14 protein-coding genes and 1 other RNA gene are annotated in these 14,261 nt (G+C 59.4%); 11 read left to right on the top strand and 4 right to left on the bottom strand.

From position 1 onward, the window contains the following. The first annotated feature begins 163 nt into the window (after positions 1–163). From phaC to phaR, 3 genes are all read left to right on the top strand, one after another. Positions 164–1,786 (top strand): class I poly(R)-hydroxyalkanoic acid synthase, encoded by a 1,623-nt coding sequence (phaC, locus tag GOQ28_RS02470; protein ID WP_160355308.1) that lies wholly within the window; start codon positions 164–166, stop codon positions 1,784–1,786. Between the two features lie 49 nt (positions 1,787–1,835). Next, positions 1,836–2,573 (top strand): acetoacetyl-CoA reductase, encoded by a 738-nt coding sequence (gene phbB, locus GOQ28_RS02465; protein ID WP_160355307.1) that lies wholly within the window; start codon positions 1,836–1,838, stop codon positions 2,571–2,573. Positions 2,574–2,664: 91 nt separating this feature from the next. Continuing rightward, positions 2,665–3,228: a polyhydroxyalkanoate synthesis repressor PhaR gene (gene phaR, locus GOQ28_RS02460; RefSeq protein WP_160350266.1), complete on the top strand. Its 564-nt coding sequence runs from the start codon at positions 2,665–2,667 to the stop codon at positions 3,226–3,228. Positions 3,229–3,314: 86 nt separating this feature from the next. On the opposite strand, the gene GOQ28_RS02455 is transcribed toward phaR, so the two are convergent. From GOQ28_RS02455 to GOQ28_RS02445, 3 genes are all read right to left on the bottom strand, one after another. Beyond that, a complete protein-coding gene (locus tag GOQ28_RS02455; RefSeq protein ID WP_160355306.1) occupies positions 3,315–3,665 on the bottom strand; it encodes a BON domain-containing protein in 351 nt (116 codons plus the stop codon). A gap of 72 nt (positions 3,666–3,737) precedes the next feature. Next, positions 3,738–3,902, bottom strand: a complete 165-nt coding sequence (locus GOQ28_RS02450; RefSeq protein ID WP_160350264.1) for a DUF1328 domain-containing protein — start codon at positions 3,900–3,902, stop codon at positions 3,738–3,740. Positions 3,903–3,926: 24 nt separating this feature from the next. Beyond that, the gene (locus GOQ28_RS02445; RefSeq protein WP_160350263.1) at positions 3,927–4,127 is read right to left on the bottom strand and encodes a CsbD family protein; all 201 of its coding nucleotides are present in this window, start codon (positions 4,125–4,127) and stop codon (positions 3,927–3,929) included. Positions 4,128–4,610: 483 nt separating this feature from the next. Between GOQ28_RS02445 and GOQ28_RS02440 the strand changes: the two genes are divergently transcribed. The 3 genes from GOQ28_RS02440 to GOQ28_RS02430 all read left to right on the top strand — a co-directional run bounded on the left by GOQ28_RS02440 (position 4,611) and on the right by GOQ28_RS02430 (position 7,973). Further along, on the top strand, positions 4,611–5,636 hold the full coding sequence (locus tag GOQ28_RS02440) for a GGDEF domain-containing protein (protein WP_160355305.1): 1,026 nt from the start codon (positions 4,611–4,613) through the stop codon (positions 5,634–5,636). 72 nt (positions 5,637–5,708) lie between these two features. Continuing rightward, a complete protein-coding gene (locus GOQ28_RS02435; RefSeq protein ID WP_160355304.1) occupies positions 5,709–6,524 on the top strand; it encodes a ferritin-like domain-containing protein in 816 nt (271 codons plus the stop codon). A gap of 264 nt (positions 6,525–6,788) precedes the next feature. Further along, a complete protein-coding gene (locus GOQ28_RS02430) occupies positions 6,789–7,973 on the top strand; it encodes a lytic murein transglycosylase (RefSeq protein WP_160355303.1) in 1,185 nt (394 codons plus the stop codon). Positions 7,974–7,994: 21 nt separating this feature from the next. On the opposite strand, the gene GOQ28_RS02425 is transcribed toward GOQ28_RS02430, so the two are convergent. Beyond that, complete coding sequence (locus GOQ28_RS02425) at positions 7,995–9,059, bottom strand: D-hexose-6-phosphate mutarotase (protein ID WP_202109607.1); 1,065 nt, start codon at positions 9,057–9,059, stop codon at positions 7,995–7,997. A gap of 27 nt (positions 9,060–9,086) precedes the next feature. Between GOQ28_RS02425 and GOQ28_RS02420 the strand changes: the two genes are divergently transcribed. The 5 genes from GOQ28_RS02420 to ssrA all read left to right on the top strand — a co-directional run bounded on the left by GOQ28_RS02420 (position 9,087) and on the right by ssrA (position 14,054). Then, the gene (locus GOQ28_RS02420) at positions 9,087–9,365 is read left to right on the top strand and encodes a hypothetical protein (RefSeq protein ID WP_160350259.1); all 279 of its coding nucleotides are present in this window, start codon (positions 9,087–9,089) and stop codon (positions 9,363–9,365) included. 95 nt (positions 9,366–9,460) lie between these two features. Further along, entirely contained in the window at positions 9,461–10,327 is an 867-nt protein-coding gene (locus GOQ28_RS02415; RefSeq protein WP_160355302.1) for a YihY/virulence factor BrkB family protein, read from the top strand. A 282-nt stretch (positions 10,328–10,609) separates the two neighbouring features. Then, the gene (locus tag GOQ28_RS02410) at positions 10,610–12,946 is read left to right on the top strand and encodes an ATP-binding protein (protein WP_160355301.1); all 2,337 of its coding nucleotides are present in this window, start codon (positions 10,610–10,612) and stop codon (positions 12,944–12,946) included. A 1-nt stretch (position 12,947) separates the two neighbouring features. Further along, positions 12,948–13,577, top strand: a complete 630-nt coding sequence (locus tag GOQ28_RS02405) for a biliverdin-producing heme oxygenase (RefSeq protein ID WP_236844202.1) — start codon at positions 12,948–12,950, stop codon at positions 13,575–13,577. Between the two features lie 90 nt (positions 13,578–13,667). Continuing rightward, positions 13,668–14,054, top strand: a transfer-messenger RNA (tmRNA) gene (gene ssrA, locus GOQ28_RS02400). Positions 14,055–14,261: the final 207 nt, after the last annotated feature.

Below are 14,261 nucleotides of genomic sequence, written 5' to 3'. Positions count from 1 at the left end.
CTCGCGGGACTCACTCTGGGCTTTGCCGATGGTGGCAAAGGTCCTTGTATACCCGCATTGACAGTCCACGGTGTGCGATGCAACATCGGTGCGCATATACAGTGATTAATCGCGCGGGATCTCCGACGGTGGTACCCGTTCTTGACCATAACAAGGTGTTGAAGTGAACGCCCCAAATTCCCCTGCCTGGCCCGTCCCGGTGACGATCGCGCCGGACGCGTTGGCAGATATCCAGGCCGATTTCTCGCGCGAATGGCTGAGAATCTGCGACGAGGCATGTCGCGGTGCGCTCACGCCGCCGGCTGACCGACGTTTTCGTGGCCCGGCTTGGGTGGCGAGCAGTCAGCATCTGTTGATGGCGCATGCCTATTTGTTGTCGGCGCGCGCCTTGAGCCGCATGGTCGACGCCGCCCAGGTGGGCGAGCCGCTGCGGCAAAGGCTGCGCTTTTCGATCATGCAATGGGTGGATGCGCTGTCGCCGGCCAACTTTCTGGCTTTCAACCCGGATGCGCAACAAACCATCATCGAGACGGGCGGACGAGCACTGGCCGATGGCTTGGCGAATCTGGCGCGCGACCTCGCGCGCGGGCGTCTGACTCAAAACGACGACGAGAAATTCGAAATTGGCGTCAATGTGGCGACGACGGCCGGGCAAGTGGTGTTCGAAAATGCGCTGTTTCAGCTCATTCAGTACAGCCCCGAGACGGACAAGGTGTATCAGCGGCCTCTGGTGATTGTGCCGCCGAATATCAACAAGTTCTACATCCTAGACCTGCAACCCGAGAACTCGTTTGTCCGCTATGCCGTGCAGCAAGGCCACACCGTGTTCATGGTGTCCTGGCGTAATCCGCTGCCCTCGGACGACGATGGCATTGACGAGGCGACCTGGGCGCAATATGTCGACGATGCGGTGCTCAAGGCGCTGCAGATCGCCAGCGATATCACCGGGCAGGATCAAGTCAACGCGCTGGGCTTTTGCGTGGGCGGTACCATGCTGGCTTCGGCGCTGGCGGTGGCCAAGGCGCGCGGGCAGCGCCCCGTGGCGTCGCTCACTTTATTGACCACGCTGTTGGACTTCGAGGATACCGGCGTATTGCAGGTGTTCGTGGACGAGGCACAGGTCGCGTTGCGCGAGCAGCAAATCGGGCGGCGCGGGCTGATGCCTGGGCGCGATCTGGCGACGACGTTCTCCTTTTTGCGGCCTAATGAGCTGGTGTGGAATTATGTGGTTGGCAATTATCTGAAAGGGCAGACGCCGCCGGCGTTCGATCTGTTGTTCTGGAACGGCGACGGGACGAATTTGCCGGGGCCGTTTTTTACCTGGTATTTCCGCAATGCCTACCTGGAAAACAAACTTAAGACTCCCGGGGGTACCCATGTGGGAGATTGCGCCCTGGACCTGACGCGTCTGACTTTGCCTGCTTACATCTATGGTTCGCGCGAAGACCATATCGTGCCGTGGCAATCGGCCTATGCTTCTACGCAGGTGTTGCGTGGACCGCAGCGGTTTGTGCTGGGGGCGTCGGGTCATATCGCGGGCGTGATCAACCCGCCCTCGTCGGGCAAGCGCAGTTATTGGGTGAGCGAGCAGGAAACTTTGCCTGCCGACCCCGAGGCGTGGCTCGCTCAAACCGAGCAGCATGCGGGCAGCTGGTGGCCCGATTGGGCTCAGTGGCTTGCAGGCCATGCCGGTGCGAAACGTAAAGCGCGCAGCGTGCTGGGCAATGCTCGCTACGCGCCCATCGAGCCCGCGCCAGGCCGCTATGTGAAAGTCAGGGCGATGTGAGTCGCAGAAAGCACGTTATTGAGGCGCCGTGGGGCGCAGGAGAAAGATCATGAACGGGAAATTGGCATACGTCACCGGTGGCATGGGCGGTATCGGAACGGCGATTTGCCGTCGCCTGGCAAAAGACGGGTTCCGCGTGGTGGCCGGTTGCGGCCCCAGCCGTAACTATCAGCAGTGGATCGACGAGCAGGCCGCGCAGGGGTATAGCTTTCACGCGTCGGTCGGTAATGTGTCCGATTGGGATTCCACCGTCGCAGCCTTCAACCGCGTCAAGGAAGAGTTCGGTCCCGTGGATGTGCTGGTCAATAACGCCGGTATCACGCGCGACGGCCTTTTCCGCAAGATGACCGCCGACGATTGGCGCGCTGTGATCGACACGAACTTGAACAGCCTGTTTAACGTGACCAAACAGGTGATCGACGGCATGGTGGAACGCCAGTGGGGGCGCATTATCAACATCAGTTCGGTCAACGGTCAAAAAGGGCAGTTCGGCCAGACCAACTATTCGACCGCCAAGGCCGGTATTCATGGCTTCACCATGGCCCTGGCGCAGGAAGTCGCCAGTCGCGGCGTGACGGTCAACACGGTCTCTCCTGGCTATATCGGCACGGATATGGTGCGCGCGATTCGCCCGGATATGCTGGAAAAAATCGTGGCGACAATTCCTGTGCGGCGTTTGGGCACTCCCGAAGAGATCGCTTCGATCACGGCATGGTTGGCCTCTGATGAATCCGGATTCTCTACCGGCGCGGATTTCTCGCTCAACGGCGGCCTGCACATGGGCTGATGCGGGACCCATCGTTCGAATGCGGCCCTTTTTACGGCTTACACTAGCATTACTTTAAAGTTAAAGAGATCTCCCGATCTCGGGGACAACCATGACGCAAGCTCAAACTGGCGCCGGGCAGCGCCTGATTAAAAAGTACCCCAACCGCCGTTTGTACGACACACAAACGAGCACCTACATTACGCTGGCCGATGTCAAACAACTGGTGTTGGCCAACGAGACGTTCCAGGTGGTGGATGCCAAGAGCGGCGAGGACCTGACGCGCAGCATTCTGCTGCAAATCATTCTGGAAGAGGAAAGCGGCGGCATGCCGATGTTTTCCTCCAATATGCTGTCGCAGATCATCCGTTTCTATGGCCATGCCATGCAGGGCATCATGGGCTCGTATCTGGAGAAGAACATCCAGGCCTTCATGGAGATCCAGCAGCGTATGGCAGAGCAGTCCAAGGGGCTTTACGGTAGCCAATTCGGCCCCGAAGCCTGGGCGCAGTTCATGAATGTGCAGACACCCATGCTGCAAAACATGATGAACAGCTACATCGACCAAAGCAAAAATCTGTTCGTGCAAATGCAGGATCAGATGCAGGATCAGACGCGCGCGATGTTCTCGACTTTTCCTTTTGGCGGCAATCCGAACAACGGCGGGCGCAAGTAAACGTCAAAAGTAAATCGGGCCGCGGAATCTGGTGGATTCCGCGGCCCGACTTTTTTCACCACGACGAAATGACGGTTTAATAGGCGCTATTTTTTATCGGCCTTCGAAGCGTCAACCTTGATGTCGTTCTTGACCTGCTTGACGCCATCGACGTCGCGCGCCACGCGGCCGGCTTGTTCCACTTCGGCCGCGGTACCAACGGTCCCGGTGAGGGTTACAACACCGTCGTTGGTCTCGACAGCGATATCCAACGCGCTCAGCGCGGAGTCAGCGACAAACGCGCCTTTCACCTTGGTGGTGACCATCGCATCGGATGCGAATTCGCCCGCGGATTGTTTTTGGGTATTACCGTTGGCCGCATAAGCAGCCGTACCCAAAGAGCCGAGCAAGGTGCCCGTACTAATAGCGGCGGCGATAAGCAGTTTTTTTGTTTTCATTGCGGTTCTCCTTTCCTTGCAATCAAAATGGCCTGTAGCGGTCGTTACAGCGGCTAAGCCGCACACCCACGGCTATTTTTTTCTTAATACCCCACTGAGGATGGACAGCACAGCCAAGATCAAGAACACGAAGAACAGAATTTTCGCGATGCCCGCGGCACCTGCGGCGATCCCGCCGAAGCCAAGGACGGCCGCCACGATCGCGATAACGAAGAACACTACGGCGTAGTAAAGCATTTGGATTCTCCTTGGGATGCGACGTTATTGATTGGAGTCAAAGAAGGCGCGCACTTCTTTTTCGGCTTCGTCTTTGCTCTTGCCATAGCGTTCCTGAATCAGACCGCTTAGGCGTTCTGCATTACCCTCGACGCGCGTGAGTTCGTCGTCTGTCAGCTCGCCCCATGCAGCTTTGGCCTTACCCGTCAGCTGTTTCCACTTGCCTGCAACGATGTCGTTGTTCATGGTGGTACTCCTATTTGTGATGAGCGTGCTACTAACGTACGAGGGCCAATTCTGGGTGTCAAACCTACGCTGTAGGGAAATGTAAATCGCCCAGATCGGTGTTTTCGTGTTTTCCGACGGGACAAACGCATTTTTCCCCGGGTGGCGTTGTTACCGTTGAGAAATGATTTGAGCGCGTTTGAGCGAGAGCAGTAACCAAGAACATCACGGCAGGCGGCGCGGACCGTGGCAGGCACCCGACACTGATTGTGTTGTGGTCGGCAAAATAGACGACCTTGGCTAAAATGCGCGTGGGCTATTTTGAGCGCGACGACGCTCAAGGGCATTGCAGACGATATGCAGTGCTCGGTTGTCGGTCCTTCTGTCTACGGTGCGCGTGCCTGCGGCGTCTTTTTCGCAACGATGCCCGGAGCTTCTAAACAATCAATTTGCTCCGGTGTACGACGACGATTCGGACTTCATGGAGTGCCTACAGGTATCGCCATGAATGATTTGCTCGAGCGTATCTCGCAGTCCATCTCCCAGGCGCGTTCTCTGGAAGGATTGACACGGCCGCTGTTGGAGATGCTGCAGGAGATCACCGGGTTTGAATCCACCTATCTGACAGCCATTAATCTGGCAGCGGGCACACAGCAGGTTGTGTACGCACACAATACCAGCACCATCGAAATCCCAGAAGGGCTCAGCGTGCCGTGGGGCGACACGCTATGCAAACGGGCGCTCGATGAGGGCACGATGGCCACGGCCGATGTCGCGACACGGTGGGCCGATTCCGAGGCCGCCGCGGCGTTGGGGATTCACAGCTATATCAGCGTGCCCGTCTATGCGGGCGAGGGCGTGTTGTATGGCACCCTGTGCGCGGCTAGCTCGGACAGTTCCGTGCCTGACAGTCGCAGCCTGCGCGTATTGAGCCTGTTTGCGACCCTGATCGGCGCCGAAGCACAGCGAAATAAATTGCTGACCCAGCTGCTAGAGGCCAATGCGTTACTGGCAAGCATTGCCGCCAGGGACGGACTGACGGGGTTGCATAACCGGCGCTCGCTGATCGATACCCTGCAGCACGAACTGGAAGTGGGAAAGCGACAGGGCACTGCCGTGTTTGTCGGCTTTTTGGACCTGGACGGCCTCAAGCGCATTAACGACACGCACGGCCATACCGTTGGCGACCGGTTTCTGGTGGCGATGGCCAATAACATCCGCCAGACGATGCGCGCTCAGGACGTCGTCGCTCGTTATGGTGGCGACGAGCTCGTCGTCTTCGGACCCGGCCCGACGCCGGGACCGGATTTGCAGACAGCGTTGCAGGCGTTCACTCAGCGGCTGGCTGATTGCACGGTGGGGAGCTTCGACTGCGCGGGCATGGTGATCCATTACGGTGGCGCCAGTGTCGGCGCGATTGCGGTACTGCCCGATACGCTGGATGCACTGACCGCGCTTGAGCAGGCGGATCAGGCGATGTACCGCGTCAAGCTCGTGCGCCGCAATCAGCGTCATCCCAAAGAACGTTGATTCCCAAAGTGATAAATTAGTGAGCCGCCGGACGGTCCCTGCCCGGCGGTTTTTTCATGGATCGATGGTGGTATGACCCAAGCTGTGCTTTCCCCTGAAACCTCGAGTGCGCGCGCACAGGCGCTGGCTGCCTTGGCCGCGCGCGACTGGCACGATAAGATCGCCGCGCTGCGCCAGATCGATGACCGGGCGAGCTTGTGTGTCGATGAGGTGCTGGCCGAACCGGCTGGCTTGCCCGGGCGTCCCGCCGCGCCAGAGCTGGTGCCCCCTCCGCAGGTCAAGCAGCGTTCGGTACAAACCGTGCAAGGCCGAGCGGTGTTGGTGCATGCGCTGGCGCATATCGAGTTCAACGCCATCAATCTGGCCTTGGATGCGGTGTGGCGTTTTCCCGGTATGCCCGAGGCGTTTTATCGCGACTGGATGCGGGTCGCGCGCGAAGAAGCCTATCACTTCGAATTGCTGAACGCGCATTTAGCGACCTTGGGCCATACCTACGGCGATTTTCCGGCCCATAATGGCTTGTGGGAAATGGCGGAAAAAACGCGTGACGATTTGTTGGCGCGTCTGGCGCTGGTGCCACGCACGTTGGAAGCGCGTGGCCTGGATGCCTCGCCGCTGATCCGCGACAAGCTCAAGAGCGCGGGAGACAAAGCGGGCGCGGCGATCCTGGACATCATCCTGCGCGATGAAATCGGCCACGTGGCGATCGGCAACCATTGGTACCGGTATCTGTGCACGCAACAGGGTCTGGAACCCGTTGCCTGCTATGCACAGTTGGCCGAGCGCTATCACGCACCACGGCTGCGAGGTCCCTTTAACATAGAAGCACGGCGCCAGGCGGGCTTCGATGAGGAGGAGCTGGCTGCGTTGCAACAGCAGTCAGCGTGATGAATAAACGGCTGCCGGATCGGTGCGTCGCGAGCATCTCTTCCCTCGACACTCTTTGATCCCTGACCATTTCTTCCCGAGCATGTGTCGAATAGAATGGTTTGCATGAAACTTCACTCCACCTCGACCCTGCTTGCGCTTGCCTTATGTGCAAGCGCGGTTTCGACAACCTCCTCGGCTCAAACGGCTAGCGCTACGGGCAGCGCTGTCTCCCGGAATGCCTCCTCCGGCACGACCGCGCCCGCCAAGAGCAGTGGAGCTGCCATGCCGGCCTCCGCTAGCGCGGCCTCCGATAACGCGGAGTTCACCCAATGCCTGGCCCGCTTGCGGCCGTTGGCCATCAAGGACGGCGTGTCCGCCGCGACGTTCGACACCTATACCCGGGACCTTCAGCCGGACCTGACGATTCTGCCGCTGCTCGACGCGCAGCCCGAGTTTAAAACGCCGATCTGGGACTATCTGGCTTCCCTGGTCGATGACGAGCGAGTCGCCGACGGTCAGCGTGCGATGCGAGATTGGCAGGCCGAACTCAAACGCGCCGAAACAGAGTTCGGCGTGGATCCGTACACGGTGACCGCGGTCTGGGGGGTGGAGAGCAATTTCGGCCGCATTCTAGGCGGCCGTCCGTTGCTGCGTTCGCTATCGACACTGTCGTGCATGGGGCGCCGCCAAAGCTATTTCCGCGGCGAATTCTTCGCGACGCTGAAGATCATCCAGCAGGAACACGTGGGCGTCGAGCGCCTGAACGGCTCCTGGGCGGGCGCCTTCGGTCAAACGCAGTTCATGCCTTCGACGTATCTGCGGCTGGCCGTGGATTTCGATGGGGACGGACGCCGCGATCTGGTGGACAGCGTGCCCGATGCGCTCGGCTCTACGGCCAACTTCCTGAAACGCGCCGGCTGGAAATCCGACTTGCCTTGGGGTTTCGAAGTCCGTTTGCCTAAGGGTATGGACACCTCTGGTACCGGGCGTCGCAATAAACAGCCGGTCTCCGCCTGGGCCGCCAAGGGGGTGACGCGGGTGGACGGCAGCGCGTTGCCGGGTGGGGAGATGCAGCTGGGATTGCTGCTGCCCGCCGGCCCCTCGGGCCCCGCATTTCTCGTCACGCGCAACTTTGATGCGCTCTACTCCTACAACGCGGCAGAAAGCTATGCGCTCGCCATTGCGCATCTGTCGGATCGGCTGCGCGGCAAGGGTCCGTTCGTGACAGCGTGGCCGACCGACGACCCTGGCCTATCGCGCGCGCAGCGACGTGAACTGCAAACCTTGTTGAATGCGCGCGGGCTGGATATCGGTCAGCCCGATGGCGTTATTGGTACGCGCACACGCCAGGCCCTGCAATCCGTGCAGCGCGAGGCGGGTCTCACGCCCGATGGTCGCGCGGGCATGAAATCGCTGCAATGGCTGCGAGCTAACACGACAGCACCTGTCGCCGCACCCGCGAAATAGACCGGCGCGCCCGCGCAGTTACTACGAGCCTGCGCCAGCCGTATTCGCGGGTTGCCACGAGATCGTCACCCCGACGGTCTCGCTTTGGCCCGGCGCCACGGTCAGCGCGTCATCCAGCACGCGCGCGGTTTCAATGCAAACCATCCGCGGCCACGCATCATCGGCCATGTCGTTGAGCCGTGCTGCCTTGGCCGCGCCGGGATTCCAGACTACGGTCGATGTCGAATTGGTCGCCAGCAGCCGTATGTCGCGCTGCCAGCCGGCATCGCGCAGGCTAATCGGTGCGCTGGTGTTCAGATAAATCCGGTCGGTTTCTTCCGTGAAGGTCACCGGGCCTTGTTGCTGGCGCGGTTCGCCCTCACGCACCATGTCCAGATAATGCAGCCCCGATAGACCGTGGACGCTCACGTGCCGGCTATCCGAGACTGCCAGATACGTATGCAAGGCCAGTGTCGTGCTCAACGGCGACGCGCCCAGGTTCTGCACGCTCAACGCGACTTCGATCCGATCGCTTAATCTCAGCCGCAGCGTCAACAGCGCATGTTGGTTCCAGCCAGGCTGATGCCCGGGCGGTGCCGCGTACGTGAAAGCCAAGGTGGCGCAATCCCCGTCCGTGTGCTGCTCCGCCAGATCCCAATCGACCTGCCGCACCCATCCATGCGAGGCCGCACCCGGTGGGGCTGCCACACAGTCGCGCACGAATTGGGGATTACGGTCGTACACCCCGAACCATGGCCAGCAAACCGGTACGCCACCCCGAATCGCGGTATTCGGGGTGTAGCGGGCCTGTTCGGAAAGCCAGATCACCGGCCTCCCGCCAGCCGGCGTGTAGCTGAGCAATTGCGCGCCACGCCGGGTAATGAGCGCGCCGCCAAAGCGGGTCGTGACGCGCCAGGCCGTGAGACCGCCAATGGTGGTGGGTTCGATACGGGGGGTGGTCATATGCCGTCGTTGGTGTAGGGGAGCAGAGGGGACAGCGCGAGCTGTGGTGGCTGCAGATTGTGTCATGGCGGCAGCCGGTACGCCAAGCTTGCCGCAAGGCGCAATCGCCACGCCCCAGCGTTCGGTACGTAACTTGCTGGCCATGGAAATCCAACTCCGTCGAGGCTTATCATGCAAACGCCCACCGAATACGATGCACCGGCGCTGAAGCGCGGTTCCAAGAGTACCTTGCAGCAGCTAAAGGAATTCGACCAGAATCGTCCAGATTTTCCCGGCGAACACTTGATCGTTTTTGGGCTGGGCGCCTTGGCGATGGTCGCGGGCATGCGCAGCCGTACCCCCTTGCGGCGCGGGTTGATGACGGCCGTTGGTACCGCCCTGATCGGCCGGGCCGCAAGCGGTACGGGCGGCATCGCCAAGGTGGCGCGAGTGATGCGACGGTTCGGCTGACACCGCCGCTACTGGGGGCCCCGCGCTTCGTAAAAAGCCCAGGTCTCACGCCATAGATCATCAAAAAACCACTTTGCGCCGGGAGCCAGACCACGATGCAGGTCAAACCTTTTTTCGGCTTGATCAAGCAGGCCGTCAATAGCTGGCTCGACGATTACGCGCCCAGTATGGGGGCCGCCATTGCCTTCTATACTGTGTTTTCGCTCGCGCCTCTGGTGATTATCGTCATCGGCATTGCCGGGTTTTTTTGGGGCGAAGAAGCCGTGCAAGGACAGCTCTTTGCGCAGGTCAGTTCCATGGTCGGTGTTGAAGGCGCGAAGGCGGTGGAGGGTGTGGTCCAGGGAGCGCAGGAGCCATCCCAAGGCATTATCGCCACCATCATCAGTGTCATCATGTTGGGTGTGGGCGCCACTACCGTCTTTTCGGAATTGCAAAGCGCGTTGGACCGGATCTGGAAAGTCGATACCAAGAAGCAGTCCGGTATTTGGGGCTTGATCCGCAGCCGGCTGTTGTCATTTGGATTGGTGTTGACCCTGGCGTTTTTATTGTTGGTGTCCTTGGTTGTCAGTTCGGTTCTGGCGGCGCTGGGTACCTGGGCGGGCGGTATTTTGCCCGGCTGGGAACTGCTACTGCAGGTTGTGAATCTGGTCTTCACTTTGGGCATACTCACCCTGCTGTTTGCGATGATTTACCGCTTCATGCCGCAGGCGCCTGTCGCTTGGCGCGATGTGGGCACGGGCGCATTCGTGACGGCGGTTCTTTTTGAGATCGGCAAAGTGCTCATTGGTCTGTATATGGGCAAGGCGTCCGTCGCGTCGTCGTATGCGGCGGCGGGCTCGCTGGTCGTTGTGCTAATTTGGGTGTATTACGCAGCCCAGGTCTTCCTGCTGGGGGCCGAATTTACCCGCGTTTATGCAGAGGCGCATGGCTCTCGCAGGGCCCTCCCCAAACAACCCGAATGAGCGTGTACACGGCTTGGCGTTACTCAGACTCAACGTGCGTAGGAAATTGTCATAATCCTTCCGCTCGATGGCGTCAAAGTGCGTTATTCTCAGTGAATAAGCTGCAAGAGCGCTTTTCCCGATTTACCGGAAATTCGTAGCCATTCACTCAGGCTGACTTCGTGTAGCACTTTGGGTGCTTTGCCAGCCCGCAATGGGCCAGGCAGACGCTGATGCCAGGGATGGTTTGCCGATCCCGCCTGCTTGCCGCACGAGTCTCGCCTACTCTCTATTAGGTCTTTTATGGTGCCTGATTCGGCTGTTATTCCGGACGCGCTATCTCAATGCGCAAAGGAACCCATACACATTCCTGGCGCGATTCAGCCATTCGGAGTGCTGCTAACCGTAGGCGGCGATGAGCTGACGATTCACAATATCAGTTCAAACGCCGCCACGCTGTGGAACATTCCCATCGCCGATTTGGTCGGCCAACCCTTTACCTCTCTGCTCCAAGCGGACGATATCGATTCCGTCCAACGACTGATACGGTCCGACTTTATCGAAGAGCAGACCGTCCATGTCTCGCTGCAATTACCCGAACTAGGGCAGGGCAGCCCATGGGAGCTGCGTGCCCACTACCATCTGGACACGTTATATCTGGAACTGGAACCCGTAGCGCCGGCACTGACGCCGCTCATGGCTAATCGGTTTCATACAACTATTCGCGATTCCGTGCGTGCGTTGCAAAGCGCCAGCAGTGTTCAGGATCTCTGCGATCGTGCTGCCAGGCAAGTGCGGTCGGCCACGGGATTCGATCGGGTGATGATTTATCGCTTCGACAAGGACTGGCACGGCGTGGTCATTGCGGAGGCGTGCGGCGACAAACTTGAATCTTATCTTGGACATCATTTTCCTGCTTCGGATATCCCGCCGCAGGCGCGCGCCGTGTTTTTGCAGAACTGGCTACGCATGATCCCGGATGTCGATTATGTGCCGTCGCCCATCGTGCCCGATGTGCAAAAGCCCGGCTCGGCACAGCCGCTAGATTTGGGCAAGAGCTTGCTTAGAAGCGTGTCGCCCGTGCATTTGGAGTACCTGCGCAACATGGGCGTGCAAGCCTCGCTGACTGTGTCTCTGATCGATGATGGAGAGTTGTGGGGGTTGATCGCTTGCCATCACAGTGAACCCCTCTTGGTCGACGCCGACCAGCGGATCGCGGCGGAGACGATAGGCAGGATTGTGTCGTCGCAGCTGCGCACAAAGGAAGACCTCGAAGAACACCAATATCGTCAGCGCCTGGAGCAGGCGCGGCTACGGATAGTCGATCAGCTGGAGTCCGTGTCGGACTTGTCTTGCGGCCTTTCGCAACACATCGATGCCCTGCAGGCATTGACCTCGGACGGACCTGGCGCGGTCGCGGTTTGCTACGGCAACCAATGGACTTGCGCGGGGCGGACGCCTCCGGTCGAGATGTTGGAGCAACTCATCGCCTGGCTGGGCGAGGCATACCCCACGCAGTCCCTGTTCAAGACCAGCGAATTGTCGGCGCATTTTCCTCCGGCCGGAGAGTACCGAGCGCGCGCCAGCGGCCTGCTGGCAATGTCGCTGGGGCGCTCGGGGCGCGACTATGTTTTCTGGTTCCGCCCGGAACAAAGCACCACGGTGACCTGGGCTGGCGCGCCCACCAAGGCGGTACGCATGTCAGGCGATACGTTGACGCTGCATCCCCGTCAGTCTTTCGATTCCTGGAAAGAAGTGGTGGTGGGAAAGTCAGCGCCCTGGAAGGCGGTGGAGATCGATGCCGTCGCAGCTTTGCGCAACGACATCATCGCGCTGGCGCTCAAGCAGGAATATCGCAAGGAGCAAGCGGCCCGCTTGCGCGCCGAACGGCTTAGTCGCGAGAAAGACGAGATGGTGATGATGGTCTCGCATGACCTGAAGACCCCGTTGAGCGTCATTTCCTTGAGCTACGAATTCATCAAGCGTTTTCATTCCGGCCAAGAGCCCTCCGTGCAACGCATGATCGAGCGCGGCCTGCGCGCGACGAACCTCATGACCAAGCTCATCACCAACATCCTGGACGTGGCGAAGATCGAAGCCGGCACGATGGATCTGGAGCTCAAGCCCGAAAGCACGCGCTGTCTGATCAGCGAGGCAGTCGAGTCTTGTCACGCGATCGCGGCGGAAAAGGGCGTCAACTTGCAGATTCATGCGCCAGTAGAAGAAAGTCAGGTCATCTGCGAGCGCTACCGGATTTTGCAGGTGCTCAACAATCTGGTGAGCAACGCGGTGAAGTTCACCCCTCGCGGCGGCAGTATCGCGGTCTCCGCGCAGTCTCAGGGCGCCGAGGTATTGTTCCGTGTCGCCGACACGGGCTCTGGCATTCCGGCCGAGAATCTGGAAAGCATTTTCGAACGGTATTGGCAGGCCGAGGAAGCCAAGAATCATGGCACGGGGCTCGGTCTTTGGATTGCGCGTGGCATTGTCGAACAGCATAATGGCAAGCTTTGGGCGACCAGCGAAGAGGGTGTTGGCAGTACGTTTCACTTCACGCTGATCAACGCCTCCTGTGGTGCCGAGAACACGCCCCTCGAAATGGGTGTGCAAGACAATGACGGTAATGAAAAGCTCCTTGCCTGACATGCTTTCCTCGATGGAATCTGACTGCGAAGACGCGCCGATCGCCATGCTATCGCTACGCGATGCGTTGCGCGCGGCCACGCGTGCCGAGCATGACGATATCGAGAATCGCATGAACCTCGCGCGAGACGACTACACGCGCGAGGAATATGGTCAGTTGCTGCAGCGCTACCATGCCTTCTACGAAGTATTCGAAGCATTTCTCAGCGAGCGTGCGCGGGCATCTTCGCGAGTCGCGGATTTCTATTATCGCGACAGACGAAAGGTGCCATGGTTAGAGAGCGATCTCCACGCGCTGGGGCTGCCGCGCGGGTCGCTGCGTGACGCTGCTCTGGCAGATGATTTGCGCGAGCAATTCGCCGACGACGCCCGGTTACTGGGGGCCCTTTATGTGGTCGAGGGGTCTATGCTGGGCGGCGCCGTTTTGGCTAAACAGTTCAAGCGACGTTTCGAACTGACGGCACAGTCGGGGCTGCAGTTCTTTACGGGGTATGGTGCCGACACCAAGGCTCGGTGGATGGATTTGCAGCAGTTGCTGAGTCAATATGATGACGATGCACGCGCCCGCAGCGAAGCCATCGAAGGCGCACGCCGGATGTTCCAGCTTTTTGGGCAGCATCTGACTGCCTAGTGACGGATTCGGTACCTCAGAGGGCACTCTGGAGGCTCCGCACAAGAGGGTCGCTTTCGCGGGGCATTACGGGTACAATGATCTTTACTTGGGGCCGATCCGGATTCGACGTGGGTCGCGAAACAACTCAGGGCATGCCGAGCACCAGTAAGCTCGTAAATCCACTGGAACACTACAAACGCCAACGACGAGCGTTTCGCTCTCGCCGCTTAATCGGTGAGCCGCTGCACTGATCTGTCCTTGGGTCAGGCGGAGGAAGGCAACTTCCTAGGGGGCAACCCCGAACCGCAGCAGCGACATTTACAAGGAATCGGTCTGCGCTGGGGTCACACGGCTCAGATTTAAATTACGTGAATCGCTCTGGTCCGGCCTGTCGGTTGGCTAAGTCCAGAGTTAAAACCAAATAGGCCGACTACGCATGTAGAACTGGTTGCGGAGGGCTTGCGGACGGGGGTTCAATTCCCCCCGGCTCCACCACAAATTCCTTATTTATCAGGCACTTAGAAATAAGTGCCTGTTTCTTTTTTGATGCGATTGGCTCTACCCCATAAACGGGGGATGAGCATTCAGGCTCGGCTCTACGGCTCTACCCCATAAACGGGGGATGACCGTTCATCAGACCCGGTTAATCACACCGTTCCAACCGCACTGAGCCAAGACTCTCATGCGGTAATTCTCAAAATT

Origin of the sequence: Bordetella sp. 02P26C-1, assembly GCF_009763255.1 — a bacterium.
Classification (GTDB): Bacteria; Pseudomonadota; Gammaproteobacteria; order Burkholderiales; family Burkholderiaceae_B; genus Bordetella_A.
The sequence above is the reverse complement of the archived record's forward strand: the minus strand, read 5'-3'. Positions and strand labels throughout refer to the sequence as shown.

Bases quoted from the DNA above. Each gene is read 5' to 3' on its own strand.
- GOQ28_RS02405 (WP_236844202.1), top strand. From the start codon at position 12,948: ATGCTTTCCTCGATGGAATCTGACTGCGAAGACGCGCCGATCGCCATG.
- GOQ28_RS02440 (WP_160355305.1), top strand. From the start codon at position 4,611: ATGAATGATTTGCTCGAGCGTATCTCGCAGTCCATCTCCCAGGCGCGT.
- phaR (WP_160350266.1), top strand. From the start codon at position 2,665: ATGACGCAAGCTCAAACTGGCGCCGGGCAGCGCCTGATTAAAAAGTAC.
- phbB (WP_160355307.1), top strand. From the start codon at position 1,836: ATGAACGGGAAATTGGCATACGTCACCGGTGGCATGGGCGGTATCGGA.
- GOQ28_RS02445 (WP_160350263.1), bottom strand. From the start codon at position 4,127: ATGAACAACGACATCGTTGCAGGCAAGTGGAAACAGCTGACGGGTAAG.
- GOQ28_RS02450 (WP_160350264.1), bottom strand. From the start codon at position 3,902: ATGCTTTACTACGCCGTAGTGTTCTTCGTTATCGCGATCGTGGCGGCC.
- GOQ28_RS02435 (WP_160355304.1), top strand. From the start codon at position 5,709: ATGACCCAAGCTGTGCTTTCCCCTGAAACCTCGAGTGCGCGCGCACAG.
- GOQ28_RS02430 (WP_160355303.1), top strand. From the start codon at position 6,789: ATGCCGGCCTCCGCTAGCGCGGCCTCCGATAACGCGGAGTTCACCCAA.
- GOQ28_RS02425 (WP_202109607.1), bottom strand. From the start codon at position 9,059: ATGGCCAGCAAGTTACGTACCGAACGCTGGGGCGTGGCGATTGCGCCT.
- GOQ28_RS02415 (WP_160355302.1), top strand. From the start codon at position 9,461: ATGCAGGTCAAACCTTTTTTCGGCTTGATCAAGCAGGCCGTCAATAGC.
- GOQ28_RS02420 (WP_160350259.1), top strand. From the start codon at position 9,087: ATGCAAACGCCCACCGAATACGATGCACCGGCGCTGAAGCGCGGTTCC.
- GOQ28_RS02410 (WP_160355301.1), top strand. From the start codon at position 10,610: ATGGTGCCTGATTCGGCTGTTATTCCGGACGCGCTATCTCAATGCGCA.
- GOQ28_RS02455 (WP_160355306.1), bottom strand. From the start codon at position 3,665: ATGAAAACAAAAAAACTGCTTATCGCCGCCGCTATTAGTACGGGCACC.